Below are 19,632 nucleotides of genomic sequence, written 5' to 3' on the forward strand. Positions count from 1 at the left end.
GGGCGCCGCTGGGCGTGAGGCAGGCACCGGTTTGGGCATGCCTGCGCCAGGCCGGGTTAGATCAGGCCGGACTCTTCATCGTTGATCAGCCGGTGCAGGCCGCCCAGCGCGTCCCGCGCCTTGCTGCGGCCCACCAGCTTGGCTTGCGCTGCTTCCGGCAGATCGGTGATGCGCAGCACGCCTTTCTGGATCAGCGCGGTGATCAGGTCTTCCAGCACGCGGATCATGTCCAGATCGCTCTGCTGCAGTTGCTGCAGGCTGTTTTCCACGCTCTGGTTGGCAAACCAGGCCTGGGCTTCCTGACTATCGGCCGCCAGCTCGCCGTCCATGCCCGCGAATGGCGCCGGCTCCACCCGCTCCAGGTTGCCCCAGGCGTCGTGTTTCACATACAGCATCGACTGCTCCTTACATGCTTGACCGCCCTGAGTGAACCCCGCGCCTAGGGGCGCGGGGCTCCGCCATCAGTCCGGGTTGACCTTGACCAGCGCGCTATCGCCACCTGCAATCAGCGAGTTGATGGTGTCGCTGGCCGTCAGCACATTGACCCCGGCATTCTCCACCTTGATGGTGACATCCGCACCGGTCGCCAGCGTACCCGTGGTGCTGATCAGCAGGGTCGAGGTGGCGGTGTCCAGGCCCAGGTACTGGGACAGGTCGGCGGAGTCGTCCATACCGCTCAGCAGGTCGCTGAGGTCGATGCGGTCGCCTTCGCCGGCATTGAAGTCCTTGATCACGTCATTGCCGGTATCGCCGGCCTTCCAGATAAACAGGTCGGCTCCGCTGCCGCCGGTCAACGCATCGTTGCCGCTGCCGCCCAGCAGGATGTCATTGCCGCTGTCGCCAATCAGGATGTCATTGCCGCTGTCGCCAATCAGGCTGTCGTTGCCGCTACCTCCGTCGAGATAGTCGACGCCGGCCCCGCCGCTCAAGGTGTCATCGCCGGCAAAACCACGCAATGCATCATCGCCGTCCAGGCCGGAGATGTTGTCGTTGCCGCTGGTGCCGCTCAACGTTTCGCCGGAGTTGGTGCCGGCGATCTGCGTGCTTGGCGCTACGCTTGTTGCGCCGGGGGTGATGGTCAGTGTCGCGCTGCTGGTGTCGCCATCGGCATCGCTGAGGGTATAGCTGAAGCTTTCGGTGTGATTTTGCGGTAGCCGGCTGATGTCCAATGAGCTGAGTACGAATCCATTGGACGTGTTATCCCATTCGAGGCGTACATAGGTAAAGGGTGAGCTTGAACTGATGTCCAGAGTGTATTCGGTGCCGCTCGATATGGACGCCGCATTGGCGAAAGTGCCGCTGGAAACCTGATTGCCGTTGGCATCGTAGGCATACCAGTGGGCATTGGCCGAATTCTGGTTGGTGTTCAATTGGGCAATGCCAATCGTCGCCGCCGTGGTTGTTTCCAGCAATTGAACGATCAACTGCTCACCTAAACCCAGAGTGCTACCACCACCACTGACCCCGATACCATCCTTGGAACCGTTGACATAGGTAGCCTTGCCCTGTGCCGCACTGTTCAGTGCGCTGATATTGAGGGCTGTGCCAGCTCCTTGCCAATCCGTGTTGGTGAAGCCGTACAGATTGGTTGAAGACTCCCAGGTGGCCAGGCTGCTGCCGGTGAGTACCGCCGTGCTCGACAGTTGCGATTGGTAGCTATAGCTGCCGTTCGAGGATACGGTCAGCAAGCCGTCGGGGGTGTTGATCGAGTTTGAGCCGCCAGCGGGTACCGTGACGGTGGTACCACCGAAGCTGAACTGGGTGATGCTAAGCGGGCCATCCACACCACGGTCGTTGCTCAGCAAGCTGCCACTGACGGTTTCATTGAAGGCAACGCTGGCGCTGTCGTTGGCGGCAACAGGTGTACTGTCGCTCAGGTTTATGGTCACAGTGGTCCAGCTGCCAGCGTCACTGCCATCGCTCGCGCGGTACACGAAGTTATCGGCTACCGGCGTATTCGCGGCATTATGGCTGACCACTGGAGCTATATAGCGGAAGGTGCCGTCGCTATTCATTATCACAGTGCCGCCGAGGGCGGTGCTGATGCTGTGAACACCGTCTACAGCCACTGCGGCTCCAGAGGCGTTAGTCGCGACGAAGGCTACGGTCAGCCCGGAGCCTTCAATGTCGCCATCGTTGGTCAAGACCGAACTGCGCAGGCTATTGGAGCCCTCTATAACCAAGTCCAGATCTGCTTGAGATATCGGCGCATCGTTGACTGCGCTGACGTTGGCGAAGCTGAGTTCGGCAATGTCGATCAGGCTGCCGTCGCTGACGGTATAGGTGGCGCTCGGTACAGGTCCTGTGTAGTTGGCGGCTGGGGTGAAGGTGAAGCTGCCGTTGGCATTGATCACCAGGCTGCCGACCCCTGTGATGGTGGCAGTGCTACCGGCGTTGTAAACGGTGCTACTGCCGGCAATGGTGAAGCTCTGTACGGTCAGCGTGCTGCCGGCGTCGGCATCACTGTCATTGCTGAGTACATTGCCTGTGGCGGGTGTGTCTTCGGTCACGGCGATTGGGCCGTCATTAACGGCAATCGGTGCGTCGTTGTTGCCGGTGACCCGGATAGTCAGAGTGGCGGTATCAGTCGCGCCGTCGGCATCCGTGATTCTGTAAGTGAAAACATCATTGCCCACTTGCCCAGCCGCAAGGTTTTTTACTGCTGCTAAGGCGCTGTTTAGGCTGTAGCTGTAGCTGCCGTCGGCAGCGAGAGTAAGCGTGCCGTAGGTGCCATTGATAACAGTACCTACGCCGCTGTTGGGAGCTGTACTCGGGCTGCCTGCGGCAATGCCTGTGACTGTAAATGTGGTGCCGTCGACGTCATAGTCCTGACCTACCGTGCCGGGTGTGACATCGCCAGTGATGGTCACTATTGAATCGACAACTGGTGCAGTTGCAAAGCCCCAGATTTGTGCACCAGATGAGACAACGCCGGTATTCGTGGCCACACCTGAGTCCAGATCTATCAGATAGATCTGGCCGTCTGCAGTGCTGGCGTAAGTTCCGTTTGCAGTTTGTGCAAGGTTATAGAGGGTGGCTGGGAGCCCGCTAATCACTGTGCTGACGGAGTTGGAGCTCAAGTCAAATTTGACGATGCTTCCGGCGCTGCTCGACAGATAGAGTGCATTGTCGGCGAATAACAGATCGCCTGCAGAGGTCGCCCCGAAACTGCCGAGAGTTGTGGCTGCGCCAGTAGTAGTTGAAATCTCGAATAGAGTCCCGTCATTGCCAGCGGCGAACAAGCGACCGTCAGGGCTGCCGACCAAGGCGTTAACGCTGCCACCAAAAGTCCCTACGTGGCTGGATGCTCCTGTCAGTGGGTTGATGCTGTAGAGGCTGGTGAATGTGATGCCAAAGAGCTTTCCAGTGGCATCCACCGCAATGTCGGTAAAGACCTGACCCGCATTGCCAATCGGTGTGCGAGCACCCGTTGTCGGGTCAAGAACTCCAACATTGCCCTGGTTGTCTGCGTAATACAGGGGGGCTGCTGTCGGCTGAATGGCGTTGATGTCATCTATTGCGACTGGTGCGTCGTTGACCGGGCTGACGTCGGCGAAGCTCAGTTCGGCGCTGTCGCTCAGGCTGCCGTCGCTGACGGTGTAGGTGGCGGTCGGCACCGGGCCGGTGTAGTTGGTGGCCGGGGTGAAGGTGAAGCTGCCGTTGGCATTGATCACCAGGCTGCCGACCCCGGCGATGGTGGCAGTGCTGCCGGCGCTGTAGACGGTGGCATCACCGGCGACGGTGAACTGGGTGACGCTCAGGGCATCGTTTTCCGGGTCGCTGTCGTTGCCCAGGACGTTGCCGGTGGCGGCGGTGTCCTCGGTGACGGCGATTGGGCCGTCATTAACGGCAACCGGCGCATCGTTCTGCGCGATGACGCTTGGGGTGGCACTGTCATTGTCGGTCAGGGCCGGGGTGCCGCTGTCGGTGGCGGTGAGGTTAACGGCCGGCAGGATGCCGCCGCCTTGCACGAAGGCTGCGCCAGCCGCCGTCAGTACCACGTTGTTGCCGTTGATGGCGTAGTAGCCGGCGTCATTGCTGCCGGGCGTGAAGTCGACCGCAGGAACACCGTCTTCTTCGTCGGTGGCGGTGAAGGTGGCCACGGAACTACAGAATGGCCAGGGCACTGCCCGTGACAAGGCCGGATATACGAATGCAACCGCGCTGACGACAGGATCGAAAAAAGCTTTCCTCACTGCTTGTGGGGAGAGTCCATATACCAGTTGTTAGGGTTAATACGGTGCATAATTGTTTAGCTCTTTTATTCTTTGCTCCGCTCGCTCTTTCTTGCAGCTTAAATATATGGAGTTGCGAATAGTACCTGACTTATGCATTGCGTATTGCGTGTCACAATCTGCTTCTCTGAATTTTATCCAGGCACGCTGGGCGATGAGAAGCTTTTTCCTGTATTCGGTGTAGTTGTCTTGCGCTGTGTCGGCTTGAGTAAGTTGTTTTACAAGGCCTTGATAAGCTTGATTCAGACTGGTTTCGGTTTTATCCAATTCGATAGCAATACATTGCTCCACATCTGGTGTGGAGAATGCCTTTGTGCAGTCAATTCCAGAGGCTTCTTCTGCATTGACGCTAATAGAGACAAAGATTGTGAAAAGAAGTAGAGCGCGCGGAGCCATGTCTATCCCTAACTATAATTAGACGACATTGCTGTCGCATAACATCCTGAAGGATGTTCGATAATGTTCCCGCAATCCGATCAAGTGCTTGATTGTTCTCGCCTGGCGCAGAGGTAACGCGACAGGACGGTCCAGCAAACGCGACATCGGGCTGCGCGGGGCAAACGAAGGGATTGGGCGGGGCTGGCGCTGCTGCTCAGACGGGGTGGGCGGTGCTGTCATGCTGGCCTCCTGGCTTGGGCCGATTCCTTTCGTTGGGTTCGGCACGCTAACGCCTGCTGCTGCATTGGTAAAGCCTGGGCGTGCTCGGCGTGCTTCGGGTTTATTGATGGGCTCTACAACTCGGCTTTGCGTCCGGCCATGTGCCGCAGATAGCCGATCAGCTGCTCCAACTGGCTATCGCTGATAACGCTCTGGCTAAAGCCCGGCATGCGCCCCTGGGGCCAGCGCCTGAGGCTTTGCGGGTTGCGGATGTACTGCGCCAGGAAGCCTGCGCCGAGGTATTCCGTGGGGTTGTGCGGAATGTTCAGGTCCGGGCCGAACTGCGAGTCACCGGCGCCGTTGAGGCGGTGGCAGGCCAGGCAGTTCTTCTGGAACTGGGCAAAGCCGGCTTGCACCTCGGTACTGGCATCTGCCGCCGGCAGCAGGGCGGGGAAGCGCTGGGCGAGGGGCTCCAGCAGGCGGATGCGGGCGACCTGGAAGGGCCATTGTTCCGGGCCGATCTGCGCCGCTTCGGGGTGTTGCCAGACCAGGTAGAAGGGCCCGGCGCTGGGTTTGCCCTTGGCCAGCGCCGGCCAGGGTTGGGCCGGGTCTTCCACCGCCAGCCAGGCGCGCGCGCCTTGCCTGGCCAGCAGCGGGGCGGCCGCCAGTTCGGCGGCGAAGCCGTCCAGGGCCACGGCCTGCAGGTGATCACCCGCGGCCACCCCTTCAAGCAGGGCTGCCAACGGCACGGCGCGGTAGTGCATGGCGCGCTGGTAGGCCACATCGGCGGGAATGCGGATGTCCTCGGCCAGGGGATGGGCAAGCAGGGCGGCGCTGGTCCAGGTGCGAGTGCCGGCAGGCAGCTCCAGTTGCAGTTCGGCGGCCGCCACGCGGGTGCCGTGCAGGGCGCCCAGCAGGGCCAGGCACAGGAGCGGTTTCAGCAGTCGCTGCATGCGGGCTCCTGGGCGTCCTGCCCGCTGGCCAGCTTGAACTGCTCGTAGCCGCCGGCATTGATCACGTGGCGGTAGCCCAGGGCCTGCAGTTCGTCCTGGGCCAGGGAGGAGCGCCGGCCGCTGCGGCAATAGAGGACGATGGGGGTGTTCTTGTCCGGTACCGCGGCGTGGATGCGCGCGCCGATCTGGTCATGGGGGATCAGCTGGGCGCCGGGCAGGGCGCCAGTGGCGAATTCGTCGGCGCTGCGTACGTCGATCAGTACCGTGCCGGGCTGGGCGAGGGTCTTGAGGGCCTGGGCCTGGTCGATTTCGCCGGCCACGGCGGCCAGCGGCATGAGCAGGCAGGCGAGGGCCAGGTTAAGCAGGAAAGGGCGCATGGGCATCACTCCGACAGGGCAGGATAGGCCACGCTAGCACAGCCTTGGGGTCATCGGAGAGGGTGTTCCGTGGCCCGAGCAGCTACGGCATCGGGCCACGGCAGCGGAAGAATGATCAGCTGACCAGGCGAGTCACGTTGGGCAGGATCAGGATAACGGTGGTGGCCAGGACGATCAGGGTCGCCTGCCGGTACTTGGCTTGTTTGAACATGTTGCCACTGCCTTTATTTTTGTTGGTGCTTTGGCTGCCGTCCGCACTGAACGATCTGTCGGGCTCCTGCCGCGCACCGTGGCGCAGATAAAAACCGCCCCGGCAAAACCCGGCGGCGGCCCCTTGCATGCCTAACTCTAGGGGCTTCGTCACACTTGGCTTAGACCACTTGGTTTCTAGGGTTTGCGGGACAAAACCCGGTGGTTATTGCCGGTGTCCGGCAACCCGGGGCCAGGCCTTGAGCCAGAGCCCTCGCGCGGGCGGTGTCGGGTGCTTGCGGCAAACTGACCGCCCGTCTGAGCCGAACGGTCAATGGGCCTGAGCGCATCGGTCATTGAGTCCGGCGGGCGGACGGCTAAGGTTAGGCGACCCGGCATCCGCCGCTGCCTGTTACCGAGGACGTCATGACCGAAGCACTGATTTTCGACGCCGTGCGCACCCCGCGCGGCAAGGGCAAGAAGGACGGCGCGCTGTACAGCGTCAAGCCGGTCAATCTGGTGGCCGGCCTGTTGCGCGCGCTGCAGCAGCGCAATGGCCTGGATACCCGCCAGGTCGACGACATCGTGCTCGGCTGCGTGACCCCGGTGGGCGACCAGGGCGCCGATATCGCCAAGACCGCGGCGATGGTCGCCGACTGGGACGTCAGCGTGGCCGGTGTGCAGCTCAATCGCTTCTGCGCCTCGGGCCTGGAGGCGGTCAACCTGGGCGCGATGAAGGTGCGCTCCGGTTTCGAGGACCTGGTGGTGGTCGGCGGCGTGGAGTCCATGTCGCGGGTGCCGATGGGCTCCGACGGCGGTGCCTGGGTGATGGACCCGGAAACCAACATGCATACCCACTTCACCCCGCAGGGCATCGGCGCCGACCTGATCGCCACTCTGGAAGGCTTCAGCCGCAGCGACGTCGACAGCTTCGCCCTGCGCTCCCAGCAGAAGGCCGCGCGCGCCAGCAGAGATGGCTCGTTCGGCAAGTCGCTGATCCCGGTCACCGACCAGAACGGCATCGTCCTGCTCGACCACGACGAATTCATCCGTGGCGATTCCACGCTGGAGGGCCTGGACAAGCTCAAGCCGAGCTTCGAGATGATGGGGCAGATGGGCTTCGACGCTACTGCGCTGCAGGTCTACAGCCATGTGGAGCAGATCAACCACGTGCACACCCCGGGCAACAGCTCAGGGATAGTCGATGGCGCGGCGCTGATGCTGATCGGCTCCGAGGCCAAGGGCAAGGAGCTGGGCTTGAAGCCGCGTGCGCGCATCGTCGCCACGGCGGTGACCAGTACCGACCCGACCATCATGCTCACCGGCCCGGCGCCGGCCACGCGCAAGGCCCTGGCCAAGGCTGGGCTCTCGGTAGAAGACATCGACCTGTTCGAGGTCAACGAGGCCTTCGCCTCGGTCGTCATGAAATTCATGAAGGACATGGGCGTGCCGGAGAGCAAGGTCAACGTCAACGGCGGCTCCATCGCCATGGGCCATCCGCTGGGCGCCACCGGCTGCGCCATCCTCGGCACCCTGCTCGACGAGCTGGAGAAGCGCGAGCTGCGCTACGGCCTGGCCACCCTCTGCGTGGGCGGCGGCATGGGCATCGCCACCATCATCGAACGAATCTGAGCCGTAGGATGGGTGGAGCGAAGCGATACCCATCGCCCCGTTTGATGGGTATCGCGGGGCTCAACCCATCCTACGTCCCCTACCTGGGATGAGAGCAAGACAATGACTGACGCCATCCGTTACGAAAAGGGCCAGGACAATATCGTCGTCCTGACCATCGACATGCCCGGCCAGAGCGCCAACACCATGAACGCGCAGTACCGCGAGGCCATGGGCCAGACCGTCGCGCGCCTGGAGGCCGAGAAGGACTCCATCGCCGGCGTGATTATCACCTCGGCGAAGAAGACCTTCTTCGCCGGCGGCGACCTGGGCGAGCTGATCAAGGTCACCAAGGCTGACGCCAAGCCGTTCTACGACATGGTCCTGGGCATCAAGGGCCAGCTGCGCCGCCTGGAAACCCTGGGCAAGCCGGTGGTGGCCGCGATCAACGGCGCCGCGCTGGGCGGCGGCTGGGAAATCTGCCTGGCCTGCCAGCATCGCATCGCCTTGAACGAAAGCCATGTGCAGCTGGGCCTGCCGGAAGTGACCCTCGGCCTGCTGCCGGGCGGTGGCGGCGTGGTGCGCATGGTGCGCCTGCTCGGCCTGGAAAAGGCCCTGCCGTACCTGGCCGAAGGCAAGAAGGTGCGCCCGGACGCCGCGCTCAAGGCCGGCCTGATCCACGATCTCGCCGCCACCCCGGAAGAGATGCTGAGCAAGGCCCGCGCCTGGATCGCCGCCAACCCGAGCGCCGTGCAGCCGTGGGACGTCAAGGGCTACAAGATCCCCGGCGGCACCCCGAGCTCGCCGAACGTCGCACAGATGCTGGCCATCGCTCCGAGCGTGCTGCGCGACAAGACCAAGGGCTGCTTCCCGGCGCCGGAGAAGATCATGTGCGCCGCCGTCGAAGGCGCCCAGGTCGACTTCGACACCGCGCAGATCATCGAGGCGCGCTACTTCACCGAGCTGACCACCGGCCAGGTGGCGAAGAACATGATCGGCACCTTCTGGTTCCAGCTCAACGAGATCAATGCCGGCAGCTCGCGCCCGCAGGGCATCCCGCAGTACGTAACCAGGAAGGTCGGCGTGCTCGGCGCCGGCATGATGGGCGCCGGCATCGCCTATGTGTCGGCGGCGGCCGGCATCGAGGTGGTGCTGAAAGACGTGTCCATCGAGGCGGCGGAGAAGGGCAAGGCCTACTCGGCCAAGCTGCTCGACAAGAAGGTCAGCCGCGGCCAGATGACGGCGGAGAAGCGCGACGCCTTCCTCGCCCGCATCAAGCCGACCGTCAGCGACGCCGACTTCGACGGCTGCGACCTGATCATCGAAGCGGTGTTCGAGGACCGCGGGCTCAAGGCCAAGGTCACCGCCGCTGCCGAAAGCGCCGCACTGAGCGACGCGGTAATCGCTTCCAATACCTCGACCCTGCCGATCACCGGCCTGGCGACTGCGGTGCAGAAGCAGGACAAATTTATCGGCCTGCACTTCTTCAGCCCGGTCGACAAGATGCCGCTGGTGGAAATCATCCGTGGCGCCAAGACCAGCGACGAGACCCTGGCCCGTGGTTTCGACTACGTGCTGCAGATCAAGAAGACCCCGATCGTGGTCGAGGACAGCCGCGGCTTCTTCACCTCGCGGGTGTTCGGCACCTTCACCAACGAGGGCATCGCCATGCTCGGCGAGGGCGTCAGCGCGGCGATGATCGAGACCGAGGCGCGCAAGGCCGGCATGCCGGTGGGCCCGCTGGCGATCAGCGACGAAGTGTCGATGAGCCTGATGGAGCACATCCGCCAGCAGACCGTCGCCGACCTGGCCGCCGAGGGCAAGCAGATCCCGCAGCACCCGGCGTTCGCCGTCATCGAACTGATGCTCAAGGAGTACAAGCGTCCGGGCAAGGCCGCCGGTGGCGGTTTCTACGACTACCCGGAAGGTGGCAAGAAGCACCTGTGGCCGCAGCTCAAGGCACGCTTCGAGAAGGTCGACGCGCAGATCTCCCAGGAGGACGTGCGCGACCGCATCCTGTTTATCCAGGCCATCGAGACGGTGCGCTGCGTGGAGGAGGGTGTGCTGAAGTCGGTGGCCGACGCCAATATCGGCTCGATCTTCGGCATTGGCTTCGCTGCCTGGACCGGCGGGGCGCTGCAGTTCATCAACCAGTACGGCATCAAGGACTTCGTCGCCCGCGCCCAGTACCTGGCCGAGCAGTACGGCGAGCGCTTCCTGCCGCCGGCCCTGCTGCTGGAGAAGGCGGCCAGCGGCGAGGGCTTCTGAGTCTGCATGGCGAGTGAGCCATAGCCCATGAAACCGGCCCCTGGTGGGCCGGTTTTTTTTGGCGCTATGTGGCCGGGCGGGGCAGGCTGCTTGGCTGGCAGCGGCTTCAGCCGTGAAGCCATTGCTCCTGGCCCACCGCTTGAGGCTGCGCCGCGCCGGGCTTTCCCTGTAGGCTGTGGGCCAGGTGCATTGAGCCGACTTGCGAGCGGCGGGAGCGGGGTATGGAACAGGCCATGAAGCGGCGTGGCAGGCACGCGGGCAGGGTGGCGGCCCTGCTGGCGGCCCTGGCTGCGGTGGCGGCCCAGGCCGAGGGCAAGATCAGCGAGCGCACCGACCCGCAGAGCGGTGCCCGGGTGGTGAGCTTCGTGCAGGAGGTGGTGGCGCAGCGCGTCACCCTGAACTTCTTCGGCATGAGCGACCCGCAGAGCCGCGAGGTGCAGCTGACCCTGGTGCTGATGCGTGGCGGCGACCAGCCGCGTTACCAGGGCTGTGACCAGATCGATGTGCGGGTGGGCGGCATGCGCATCGGCTATCAGGAGAAGATCGAGAGCCGCACCCTCAAGGTCGGTGTGGTCGAATCGGTCTACGTGCCGCTGCGCTCGCGCGACCTGCAACCCCTGCAGCTGGCGCCGCGCCTGGACTACAGCATCTGCGGCGACATCGCCAGCGCGACGGCGGCGGAGCTGGACGGCGTGCGTGAAGTGCTCAAGCGCCTGGGGCTGCGCTGAGTCCCTGCCGGCCGGTCAGGCGCGTCAGGCCGCCTGGCACCAGCCGTGCTGCAGGCACAGCACGGCGTGGATGGCCAGCTTCTCGTCCTGGCGGGTCGGCATGGCCAGGGTCAGCAGGCTGCCGTCGATCAAGTGTACGGCGGCTTCCGATTCGAAGCGCAGGCCGGACTCGTCCAGGCTGGCGTAGGTCACGCCGTAGCTGCTCCTGCTGGCGAAGGCTTCGCTGATGGTCATCGTCACGTCCTCGCTAAGGGGGTTACTGGCGCTTGGCGGCCGCCTGGGCCTGGTGGCTGGCGGCGGCTGCCGGGCTGTGGAAGGCGGAGGCCGCGATCAGGCTGGCGATGGCTGCAAAACTGCTCATGGGGTGACTCCTGCTGGCGAATGGGCTCGAACCCGAGGCCTGCATGATTGACCGGCCGCCCCGGCGACAGAAGTGAATGGCAGGCATGGTGACTATCACCCGTGCTGATGGCTGCCGACTATCGCCTGCAAAGCCTTTGCGGCCTTATGGATATTGCCTTCGCGGGTGCTTCGATGCAGGCTTAGAGCTTGTCTCCCACCCTCAGTCGAGTGAGGTAATCCGCCTACATGTCACTGCGCATCTGCATTCTGGAAACCGACGTCCTTCGCCCCGAACTGATCGAGCAATATCAGGGTTATGGCCGCATGTTCGAGCGCCTGTTCGAACGTCAGCCGATTCCGGCGCAGTTCAGCGTGTACAACGTCATGCAGGGGGATTACCCGGCTGCTGACGAGCAGTACGACGCCTACCTGGTCACCGGCAGCAAGGCGGATTCCTTCGGCAGCGATGCGTGGATCCAGACGCTCAAGCTTTACCTGCAGGAGCGTTACCAGCGTGGCGACAAGCTGCTCGGCGTGTGCTTCGGCCACCAGCTGCTGGCCTTGCTGTTCGGCGGCCATACCCAGCGTGCGGAGCAGGGCTGGGGCGTGGGCATCCATCGTTACGAGGTCAAGCAGCAGCCAGCCTGGATGAGCCCGGCGCTGGAGCAGCTGACCCTGCTGATCAGCCACCAGGACCAGGTCACGGCCCTGCCGGAGAACGCCACGCTGCTGGCCTCCAGCCCCTTCTGCCCGATTGCCGCCTACTGCATCGACGATCAGGTGCTGTGCTTCCAGGGCCACCCGGAGTTCATCCACGACTACTCGCGGGCCCTGCTGGACATCCGTCAGCAGTGCATCGGCGAGCCGACCTACCAGCAGGCCGTGGCCAGCCTGGAGCATGAACACCAGGGGCAGACGGTGGCGGAGTGGATGATGCGCTTCGTCGCCCACGGCAAGCGCGACCTGCAGGGCGCCTGAGGTTCAAGGCCGTTCCCGTAGGGCTATGTCCTTCTTATGTGTTGTATGGCGTGGCGAGCGTGGATTGCCCTGTATTGCGCGGCGCGCCTGGGTAGGTTGGCGTTGAGCGCAGCGAAGCCCAACAGCCGGGGCAGGCCCGTTGGGCTTCGTCGCGCGGCTCCTCAACCCAGCCTGCGACTCATCGCCGTGGCCACACGCAACCGGGACACGGCCTTTCCGTAGGAGGCCGGGGCCGGCTGCGGCCCTACAACCAGTGCATGCGCTTGAAGTTGGCGAACAGGCCGACGCAGCCGACGGCGATGATGCCGAGCACGCCGAAGTAGCCGTAGTGCCAGGTCAGTTCCGGCATGTTCTGGAAGTTCATTCCGTAGATCCCCGCCACCGCGGTGGGAAACGCCAGGATCGCCGCCCAGGCGGCGAACTTGCGCTGGGTCACGCTCTGCCGGGAGGCCTCCAGCAGCAGGCCGATCTCGATGGCGTGGTCGGCCATCTCGCGCAGCCCGGTGAGGTCTTCCAGCAGGCGGTTGACGTGGATCGCGATATCGCGGAAGTACGGGCGCATGTGCTTGTCGATGAAGGGGAAGTCGAGCTGCTGCAGTTCCTTGCAGATCTCCGTCATGGGCGCGACCTGGCGGCGCAGGCGCAGCAGGTCGCGGCGCAGGCCGTGGATGCGCTCCACGTCGGCCTGCTGCAGCGGGCGGCCGAGCACGGTTTCCTCGATGTCCTCCAGCTCGCCGTGGATGCAGTCCATCAGTGGCCGGTAGTTCTCCATGACGAAGCTGAGCAGGGCGTAGAGCACGAAATCCTCGCCGTGCTCCAGCAGCAGCGGGCGCGCCTCGCAGCGCTGGCGCACAGTGGAGTAGGGCGCCGAATCGCCGTAGCGGGCGCTGATCACATAGCCCTTGCCGGCGAACAGCTGGGTCTCGACGAACTGCAGGCGGCCTTCGCTACGGATCGGCGAGTAGAGCACCATGAACAGCGCGTCGCCGAAGATCTCCAGCTTGGGCCGGGTGTGCTGGGCGATGGCATCTTCCATGGCCAGCTCATGGATATTGAACTGCTCCTGCAGGCAGTGCAGCTCCTCGCTGCCGGGGTCGCGCAGGCCGATCCAGACGAAATGCTCGGGCCGGGTGGCCCACTGGCTGCCTTCGTTCAGGCTGAAATCGGCGATTTTCCGGCCTTTGCTGTAGGCAACGGCGGCAACGACCTGGGCCATGGGAGTTCCTCTGCTGGGCGATGGCGCAGCTTAACCCAGCGGCGCCCGCCCTGCAGCGGAGTGTCAGGCCTTGGCCAGCTGCTGGTCGAGCTGCTCGATGCACTCCTGCATCAGCTGCTGGCAGCGTTCCATCAGCTGCGGCAGGTCGTCCAGGGTCAGGCCCAGGGTGGGAATGGCCGGCAGCGAGCGGATCATGATGCGTCCGCTGTTCCAGCGATTGAGCTTGAGGCGCTTGGCATAGGTGCTGACGCACACCGGAATGATCGGCACGCCGGCGGCGATGGCCATTTGGAAGGCGCCTTTCTTGAACGGCAGCAGGCCATCGCCCAGGTTGCGCGTGCCTTCCGGGAACACCCAGATCGAGGTGTCGCGGTGCTGCAGGGTCTCGGTGGTGGTGAGCATGGCCTGCTTGGCCTTGCGCGCGTTGCCGCGGTCGATCAGCACGTTGCCGGCCAGCCAGTAGAGCTGGCCGAAGAACGGCACCCATTTCAGGCTCTTTTTGCCGATGCTCACGGTGCGCGGCGGCACCACGCGGCCGAGCACGTAGAGGTCGTAGTTGGACTGGTGGTTGGCGATGATCACGCTGGACGGCTTCTTGTCGAACAGGCTGGCCACCTCGGTCTTCACCTGCAGGCGCAGGATGCGCAGGGCCGGCAGCGAATACAGGCGTGCGCACAGGCGGCTGTTGTCCGGGTTGAAGGGGCGGCACAGGCCGAGCAGCAGGCCGAGGATTCCGGCAGCGATAAAGTGCAGGCCCATCAGCAGCATGCGGGGGAGAAAAAGCATCGGGTAGGCCTGTAGGCAGACAAAAAGGCGGGCAGTGTACGGGCGTGCACTGCTTTCGGCAATTGACGTTGATCAGCGGTTATTAGCGGAGATTGCGGAGTTATTGTGCGGCGAAGTCGGCCCGCGCCGGGTGGCCCACCCGATGATGCCGGGGTGGGCCGTTCGGCGGCGTGGCTCAGACCTTGAAGCGGCCGAGCAGGCGGTCCTGCTGGCCGACCTGTTCGACCATCACCGCGCACTGGCGCACCTGCTGCTCGGCGCCGCCGGCCACTTCGTGGCTGATATCGCGGATGTTGGTGGTGTTGCGGTTGATCTCTTCGGTGGTGGCGCTCTGCTCCTCGGCGGCGGTGGCGATCTGCAGGTTCATGTCGTTGATGCGGGTGATCGCCTCGCGGATGCGCCCGAGCATGTCGTTGGCCGCGCCGGCGTCCTCGGCGGTCTTGCTGGCGGTGTCGCGGCTCTGCTGCATGCGTGCCTCGGCCTGGCGCACGCCGGTCTGCAGCTGGTCGATCATCTGGCGGATTTCCTGGGTCGACTGCTGGGTGCGCGAGGCCAGCGAGCGCACTTCGTCGGCGACCACGGCGAAGCCGCGGCCGGACTCGCCGGCCCGCGCTGCCTCGATGGCGGCGTTGAGGGCGAGCAGGTTGGTCTGGTCGGCGATGCTGGTGATCACCGAGAGGATCGACTCGATGTTCTGGCTGAGCTTGGCCAGCTCGTTGATCGCCTGGCCGGTGTCGTCCATTTCGTCGGCCAGGCGCTTGATCGCCTCGGTGGACTTGGACACCACGCGCACGCCGTTCTCGGTCTCTTCGTTGGCGGCGATGGCGGCCTGGGCGGCGGCCTGGGCATTGCGCGCCACTTCTTCGGCGGTGGAGGCCATTTCCTGCATGGCGGTGGCCAGCTGGTCGAGTTCCTGCAACTGCTCCTGCAGGCGTCCGGCGGCCTGGTCGGCCTCGCTGGAGGTCAGCGCGGTGCTGTCGCGGACCTGGTGGGAGCTGCCCATCACCTCGCTGATCAGCGTCTGCAGGCTCTGCAGGAAGCGGTTGAATTCGTGGGAAACCAGGGAAATCTCGTCGTTGCCGGTGGCCGGCAGGCGGCGGGTGAGGTCGCCTTCGCCGCTGTTGACCTCCTTGAGCGAGGCGCTGAGATGGTCGAGCGGCCGGAGCAGGCTGTTCATCAGCACGCCGAGCACGATCAGGCTGATGATCACCCCCAGCACGGTGCCGATCACCGCGCGCCAGCTCAGGGCGTCGGCTTCGGCCATGACGATGCTCTTGTCCAGCACTACGCCGATGTACCAGTCCATGCCCTTGAGGTTGGGCAGGGGGGTGAAGGACACCAGCAGATCCTTGCCGCCGCCGCGCAGCTCCTGTAGGTCCTTGTTCAGGGCCGGGCTCTTGCCGTCGAACAGGGCGCTGTAGGATTTGCTGTTCAGCTCACTGTCAGGGTGGGAAATGATGTTGCCGTTGCGGCTCAGCAGGAAGGCATAGCCGGCCCCGTTGAAGTCCAGGTTGTTGACCGCGTCGGCGATGGTCTTCAGGCGGATGTCGCCGCCGAAGGCGCCGAGGAACTGGCCGCCGTTGCGGATCTGGCCGACCGCGGAGATGAGGATCTCGCCGCTGGTGGAGTCGACATAGGGCTCGGTCAGCAGGGCCGTGCTGGCCGCCTTGCCGGTGGCGTACCAGGGGCGCTGGCGCCCGTCCCAGTCGGCGGCGGGCTGCCAGTCGTCACTGTTCTTGATCGGCTTGCCATCCGCTTCGAGGCTGCCGAAGACCAGGATGAACTCGTTCTTCAGCATCGGCGCGTCGACCAGACGCTGGACTTCTTCGGGGCTGTAGTTGCTGTCGATGCTGTCGGCCATCAGGTCGATCAGCTTCAGCTTGGCGCTGAGCCAGTTCTCGATCTGCCGCGCCAGGGCGTTGCTCGACTCGGAAATGCTCGCTTCCACCTGGCTGCGCAAGGTGCTGCGGACTTGGTTGACTTGGGCGAGGGACAGTAGGCTGGTGGTGAGGAAGAGCACGCCGGCGGCTGCGAGGCCGACCTTGTGGGCGATTTTCATGGCATAGCTCCTGCGGCTATCAGGCAATTTTTTGTCGTTGTGGCCTCGCGTCCCTGAGTGGCTGTGCGCTACACGATAATGCAGACCGTGGCGTTGCGCCATTATGGCGACGCCAAAGAAAAGGCTTTTGTCCCATGCCTGTATTGCCGGGCTCGGGGCTGGGGTGGATGGCTCGGTGTTTCGCGATGTGCAAGGGGGGGCTGGCGTTGAGCGCAGCGAAGCCCGGCAAGTGGGGCGGGATCGTTGGGTTTCGCCGCGCGGCTCGTCAACCCGGCCTACGACTCATCGCCTTTGCAACACGCAATGAAGATATCGCCAAGAAAAAGCCCGACACTAGGTCGGGCTTGGTTCTGCCGGCGGGGGCTTAGCCGAGGTGCTGCTGATCCAGCACGATGGCCTGGTCCAGGGTTTCCAGGAAGGCCTTGCGCACTTTCAGCTTGGTGTTCTTGTGCGCGGTCATGTTGATCTTCTTCAACTGCTGGGCGACGGCGACGGCAGTGGTCATCAGCTCCTCGGCCGGCACCACCTTGTCGAGGAAGCCGGCATCCACCGCGTCCCGCGGGTTGAAGATCTCGCCATTGATCACCGAGCGGTGGAAGGCCGACTTGCGCAGGCGGTCACGGGCCAGCTCGATGCCGGCGTGGTGCATGGTCATGCCGATCTGCACTTCGTTCAGGCCGATGTTGAACGGGCCGTCGACGCCGATGCGGTAGTCGGCCGAGAGCAGGATGAAGGCGCCCTTGGCGATGGCGTGGCCGGGGCAGGCGACGATGATCGGGAAGGGGTGGCTGAGCATGCGTCGCGCCAGGGTCGAGCCGGCGGTGACCAGGGCCACGGCGTTCTGCGGGCCGGAAGTCATCACCTTGAGGTCGTAGCCGCCGGAGAGGATGCCCGGCTGGCCGGTGACGATCACTACGGCGCGATCCTGTGCGGCCTGGTCCAGGGCGGCATTGAAAGCGGCAATCACGTCCGGGGAGATGGCGTTGACCTTGCCGTTGTTCAGGGTCAGGGTGGCAATGCCGTCTTCGAGTTGGTAGCTGATCAGGTCGCTCATGGCGGGGTTCCTAGTCCTGGAGTGGGCTGAAGTGGCGCTGACGTTACCCAGCGAGTCGCCGCGGGTAAAGCGCTTTGACTGACCGCGCAGTCATCGCCCGCCCTCGAACTGGGCAATTGGCTGCTATGCCAGTGGGTGACTTGGGTTAGTCGGCAACCTGAGGAGTGCCCGTCATGCCGCGAATCGCTCATCTATTGCTGCGCGCCAGCCTGGTGCTGTGCCTGCCGGGGCTGATGCTGCTGGCTGCCAGCAGCGCCAGCCACAACCCGGCCGGGGTGGTGCAGTTGTTCGTCTGCAGCCTGCTGATCTCCCAGGGGTTGCTCCTGTTCGGCGGCGAGCGTTTCGCCCCGGCCGAGCCGCAAACTCGCGATAAAACCCGACGCCCGGCATAAGCGCATGAATCCACTGAAAAAAACTTTTGCCTTAGGGCGCCTCTTCGGCTACATTAGCGCGCCTCGACAGACCAGACGGTTTGCCGAGATCCGGTGAAGTGTCCGAGCGGTTGAAGGAGCACGCCTGGAAAGTGTGTATACGGGAAACCGTATCGTGGGTTCGAATCCCACCTTCACCGCCAGATAGCTACACGAAAAACCCCGAGAACTGAAAAGTCCTCGGGGTTTTTTGCTTTCTGCTGCCTGTGAGGCGCCGCAGGTTGGTCCTTAGGCCAGGCCGGCCCAGCCCAGGGTCAGGGTGGCCAGTGCCAGGTAGCGGCCGGCTTTGGCCAGCAGCACGATGAGCAGAAAGCTCCAGAAGGGTTCGCGCATGAGGCCGGCGACCACCGTCAGCGGGTCGCCGATCAGCGGCACCCAGCTCAGCAACAGCGACCAGCGCCCGTAGCGGTGGTAGGCCTGCTGGGCACGCTGCAGGCGGTCGGCGCTGACCGGGAACCAGCGCTTCTCGCGCCAGTGTTCGAGGTAGCGGCCCAGCAGCCAGTTCAGCGCCGAGCCGAGGACATTGCCGGCGGTCGCCACCAGCAGCAGGCCGGCGATCGGCTGGTGCCCGGCCAGCAGCAGGCCGGCCAGCACCGCTTCCGACTGCAGCGGCAGCAGGGTGGCGGCGCCGAAGGCGGCGAGGAACAGGCCCAGGTAGGTCGGGATGTCCCACATCAGTGCGGCTCAGGCATGCAGGCCGGACCAGCCGAGCAGGCCGACATAGATGCCGACGGCGATGATCAGCAGGCCGGAGAAGTAGGGCGCGCGCCGCGCCAGGCTGCTCAGCCAGGGCCAGCGGCTGCTGGCATGGCGGCTGCCGATGGCGGCGAGCACGCCGACAGTGACCAGGGTCAGGGCCAGGCCGATGCTGAAGCACAGCACCAGGACCGCGCCGAGGGTCACGGCCTTGACCTGCAGGCACAGCAGCAGGACGGTGATGGCGGCCGGGCAGGGAATCAGCCCGCCGGTGAGGCCGAACAGGACGACCTGGCCGGTGCTCACCGTGCGGTTGTTGAAGCGCTGGCGAATGTCGTTGGCGTGGGCGAGTTCATGGGCATCCTTGTAGCCGTCGGCGCTCAGCTCCAGGCCCGGCAGCGGGTCATGGCTGTGGTCATGCCCGGTTTCGTCGAAGTTCAGCTCGTAGTCATGGCTGTGCCCGCCATGTCCCAGGCTCAGGCGCACGCTGAACTGGTGCGGTTCGGCAATCTCGTCCAGCGATTGCAGGTAGCCGCCGTGTTCGGCGAAGTGGAAGGCCTGGATCTGGCCGTCCGGGCGGGTGGTCAGCAGGCGCACTTCGCGGGCCGGCCAGGCCGTGCCGCCAAGCGCTTGCAGGCGCCAGCGCGGCGGAGCGTCGTCCTCGGCAATCGACAGCTCGATGTGGCCATGCCCGGTATCGATACGCCGGCTTTCGCCGTGGTGGTGGTGCCCGTGCCCGGCAGCGTCCTCCAGGTGCCAGAGCCGTTCGCCGCGCCAGGTGCGCCAGAGCATCCAGCTGGCAATGGCGATGATGGCGGCGGCGGATACCAGCTGGAAGTAGGGTTCGGTGGTCTCGGCGTCCAGGTTGCGCCCCAGGTACAGGCCGACCATCGCCACCAGCCAGACCACGGCGGTATGCGACAGCGTTGCCGCCAGCCCGAGCAGCACGGCCTGCTTCACCGTGCCGCGGATGGCGACGATGAACGCCGCCATCATGGTCTTCGAGTGCCCGGGTTCCAGGCCGTGCAGCACGCCCAGGAGGATGGCGCTGGGCACATACAGCCAGGCCTGGGCGGTGCCCTGCTGCAGCAGTTGAGCGAAATTCGACATGG

General features: G+C 64.4%; 17 protein-coding genes, 1 tRNA gene and 1 pseudogene. 6 read left to right on the forward strand and 13 right to left on the reverse strand.

All coding sequences use genetic code 11. The annotated features are described in order from the left end of the window. Positions 1 to 56: 56 nt before the first annotated feature. The 5 genes from GV001_RS08780 to GV001_RS08800 form a co-directional block, all read right to left on the reverse strand. Positions 57 to 395, reverse strand: coding sequence for a tryptophan synthase subunit beta (locus GV001_RS08780; RefSeq protein ID WP_160079251.1), 339 nt, complete (start codon positions 393 to 395; stop codon positions 57 to 59). A 66-nt stretch (positions 396 to 461) separates the two neighbouring features. Further along, the gene (locus tag GV001_RS08785; protein WP_160079252.1) at positions 462 to 4,196 is read right to left on the reverse strand and encodes an S-layer family protein; all 3,735 of its coding nucleotides are present in this window, start codon (positions 4,194 to 4,196) and stop codon (positions 462 to 464) included. A 36-nt stretch (positions 4,197 to 4,232) separates the two neighbouring features. After that, positions 4,233 to 4,631, reverse strand: a complete 399-nt coding sequence (locus GV001_RS08790; protein WP_160079253.1) for a lysozyme inhibitor LprI family protein — start codon at positions 4,629 to 4,631, stop codon at positions 4,233 to 4,235. A 335-nt stretch (positions 4,632 to 4,966) separates the two neighbouring features. Further along, entirely contained in the window at positions 4,967 to 5,785 is an 819-nt protein-coding gene (locus GV001_RS08795; RefSeq protein WP_160079254.1) for a cytochrome c, read from the reverse strand. Next, a complete protein-coding gene (locus tag GV001_RS08800; protein WP_160079255.1) occupies positions 5,770 to 6,162 on the reverse strand; it encodes a rhodanese-like domain-containing protein in 393 nt (130 codons plus the stop codon). The genes GV001_RS08795 and GV001_RS08800 overlap by 16 nt, the downstream gene beginning before the upstream one ends. Before the next feature lie 615 nt (positions 6,163 to 6,777). Between GV001_RS08800 and GV001_RS08805 the strand changes: the two genes are divergently transcribed. The 3 genes from GV001_RS08805 (at position 6,778) to GV001_RS08815 (ending at position 10,958) form a co-directional block, all read left to right on the forward strand. Further along, positions 6,778 to 7,983, forward strand: coding sequence for an acetyl-CoA C-acetyltransferase (locus GV001_RS08805; RefSeq protein WP_160079256.1), 1,206 nt, complete (start codon positions 6,778 to 6,780; stop codon positions 7,981 to 7,983). 102 nt (positions 7,984 to 8,085) lie between these two features. After that, positions 8,086 to 10,230, forward strand: a complete 2,145-nt coding sequence (locus GV001_RS08810; protein ID WP_160079257.1) for a 3-hydroxyacyl-CoA dehydrogenase NAD-binding domain-containing protein — start codon at positions 8,086 to 8,088, stop codon at positions 10,228 to 10,230. Between the two features lie 233 nt (positions 10,231 to 10,463). Then, complete coding sequence (locus GV001_RS08815) at positions 10,464 to 10,958, forward strand: hypothetical protein (RefSeq protein WP_160079258.1); 495 nt, start codon at positions 10,464 to 10,466, stop codon at positions 10,956 to 10,958. A 24-nt stretch (positions 10,959 to 10,982) separates the two neighbouring features. Here the strand turns inward: GV001_RS08815 and ptrC are convergent, their stop codons facing one another. After that, the gene (gene ptrC / locus GV001_RS08820; RefSeq protein WP_160079259.1) at positions 10,983 to 11,192 is read right to left on the reverse strand and encodes a type III secretion system co-regulatory protein PtrC; all 210 of its coding nucleotides are present in this window, start codon (positions 11,190 to 11,192) and stop codon (positions 10,983 to 10,985) included. A gap of 354 nt (positions 11,193 to 11,546) precedes the next feature. Between ptrC and GV001_RS08825 the strand changes: the two genes are divergently transcribed. After that, positions 11,547 to 12,278: an amidotransferase gene (locus GV001_RS08825; protein ID WP_160079260.1), complete on the forward strand. Its 732-nt coding sequence runs from the start codon at positions 11,547 to 11,549 to the stop codon at positions 12,276 to 12,278. 244 nt (positions 12,279 to 12,522) lie between these two features. Here the strand turns inward: GV001_RS08825 and GV001_RS08830 are convergent, their stop codons facing one another. From GV001_RS08830 to GV001_RS08845, 5 genes and pseudogenes are all read right to left on the reverse strand, one after another. Further along, complete coding sequence (locus GV001_RS08830) at positions 12,523 to 13,494, reverse strand: magnesium and cobalt transport protein CorA (protein WP_160079261.1); 972 nt, start codon at positions 13,492 to 13,494, stop codon at positions 12,523 to 12,525. A 63-nt stretch (positions 13,495 to 13,557) separates the two neighbouring features. After that, on the reverse strand, positions 13,558 to 14,280 hold the full coding sequence (locus GV001_RS08835; RefSeq protein ID WP_160079262.1) for a 1-acylglycerol-3-phosphate O-acyltransferase: 723 nt from the start codon (positions 14,278 to 14,280) through the stop codon (positions 13,558 to 13,560). A 175-nt stretch (positions 14,281 to 14,455) separates the two neighbouring features. Further along, positions 14,456 to 15,283, reverse strand: coding sequence for a methyl-accepting chemotaxis protein (locus GV001_RS20335; protein WP_372238581.1), 828 nt, complete (start codon positions 15,281 to 15,283; stop codon positions 14,456 to 14,458). A gap of 30 nt (positions 15,284 to 15,313) precedes the next feature. Beyond that, a pseudogene (locus GV001_RS20340) lies at positions 15,314 to 16,441 on the reverse strand (cache domain-containing protein); the annotation flags it as partial. A gap of 262 nt (positions 16,442 to 16,703) precedes the next feature. After that, a complete protein-coding gene (locus GV001_RS08845) occupies positions 16,704 to 17,393 on the reverse strand; it encodes a crotonase/enoyl-CoA hydratase family protein (RefSeq protein WP_160079264.1) in 690 nt (229 codons plus the stop codon). Between the two features lie 173 nt (positions 17,394 to 17,566). On the opposite strand from GV001_RS08845, the gene GV001_RS08850 reads away from it, so the two are divergent. Continuing rightward, on the forward strand, positions 17,567 to 17,785 hold the full coding sequence (locus tag GV001_RS08850; RefSeq protein ID WP_160079265.1) for a hypothetical protein: 219 nt from the start codon (positions 17,567 to 17,569) through the stop codon (positions 17,783 to 17,785). Positions 17,786 to 17,877: 92 nt separating this feature from the next. Next, positions 17,878 to 17,967: transfer RNA gene (locus tag GV001_RS08855), tRNA-Ser, on the forward strand. Positions 17,968 to 18,052: 85 nt separating this feature from the next. Here GV001_RS08855 and GV001_RS08860 read toward each other — a convergent pair. Both GV001_RS08860 and GV001_RS08865 read right to left on the reverse strand, forming a co-directional pair. Further along, complete coding sequence (locus GV001_RS08860; RefSeq protein WP_160079266.1) at positions 18,053 to 18,499, reverse strand: YqaA family protein; 447 nt, start codon at positions 18,497 to 18,499, stop codon at positions 18,053 to 18,055. Positions 18,500 to 18,508: 9 nt separating this feature from the next. Further along, a complete protein-coding gene (locus GV001_RS08865) occupies positions 18,509 to 19,630 on the reverse strand; it encodes a nickel/cobalt efflux transporter (protein ID WP_160079267.1) in 1,122 nt (373 codons plus the stop codon). Positions 19,631 to 19,632: the final 2 nt, after the last annotated feature.

The organism is Pseudomonas sp. 8AS (genome assembly GCF_902506505.1).
Taxonomy (GTDB): Bacteria; Pseudomonadota; Gammaproteobacteria; order Pseudomonadales; family Pseudomonadaceae; genus Aquipseudomonas.

Bases quoted from the DNA above. Each gene is read 5' to 3' on its own strand.
- GV001_RS08780 (WP_160079251.1), bottom strand. From the start codon at position 395: ATGCTGTATGTGAAACACGACGCCTGGGGCAACCTGGAGCGGGTGGAG.
- GV001_RS08790 (WP_160079253.1), bottom strand. From the start codon at position 4,631: ATGGCTCCGCGCGCTCTACTTCTTTTCACAATCTTTGTCTCTATTAGC.
- GV001_RS08795 (WP_160079254.1), bottom strand. From the start codon at position 5,785: ATGCAGCGACTGCTGAAACCGCTCCTGTGCCTGGCCCTGCTGGGCGCC.
- GV001_RS08800 (WP_160079255.1), bottom strand. From the start codon at position 6,162: ATGCGCCCTTTCCTGCTTAACCTGGCCCTCGCCTGCCTGCTCATGCCG.
- GV001_RS08805 (WP_160079256.1), top strand. From the start codon at position 6,778: ATGACCGAAGCACTGATTTTCGACGCCGTGCGCACCCCGCGCGGCAAG.
- GV001_RS08810 (WP_160079257.1), top strand. From the start codon at position 8,086: ATGACTGACGCCATCCGTTACGAAAAGGGCCAGGACAATATCGTCGTC.
- GV001_RS08815 (WP_160079258.1), top strand. From the start codon at position 10,464: ATGAAGCGGCGTGGCAGGCACGCGGGCAGGGTGGCGGCCCTGCTGGCG.
- ptrC (WP_160079259.1), bottom strand. From the start codon at position 11,192: ATGACCATCAGCGAAGCCTTCGCCAGCAGGAGCAGCTACGGCGTGACC.
- GV001_RS08825 (WP_160079260.1), top strand. From the start codon at position 11,547: ATGTCACTGCGCATCTGCATTCTGGAAACCGACGTCCTTCGCCCCGAA.
- GV001_RS08830 (WP_160079261.1), bottom strand. From the start codon at position 13,494: ATGGCCCAGGTCGTTGCCGCCGTTGCCTACAGCAAAGGCCGGAAAATC.
- GV001_RS08835 (WP_160079262.1), bottom strand. From the start codon at position 14,280: ATGCTTTTTCTCCCCCGCATGCTGCTGATGGGCCTGCACTTTATCGCT.
- GV001_RS20335 (WP_372238581.1), bottom strand. From the start codon at position 15,283: ATGGGCAGCTCCCACCAGGTCCGCGACAGCACCGCGCTGACCTCCAGC.
- GV001_RS08845 (WP_160079264.1), bottom strand. From the start codon at position 17,393: ATGAGCGACCTGATCAGCTACCAACTCGAAGACGGCATTGCCACCCTG.
- GV001_RS08850 (WP_160079265.1), top strand. From the start codon at position 17,567: ATGCCGCGAATCGCTCATCTATTGCTGCGCGCCAGCCTGGTGCTGTGC.
- GV001_RS08860 (WP_160079266.1), bottom strand. From the start codon at position 18,499: ATGTGGGACATCCCGACCTACCTGGGCCTGTTCCTCGCCGCCTTCGGC.
- GV001_RS08865 (WP_160079267.1), bottom strand. From the start codon at position 19,630: ATGTCGAATTTCGCTCAACTGCTGCAGCAGGGCACCGCCCAGGCCTGG.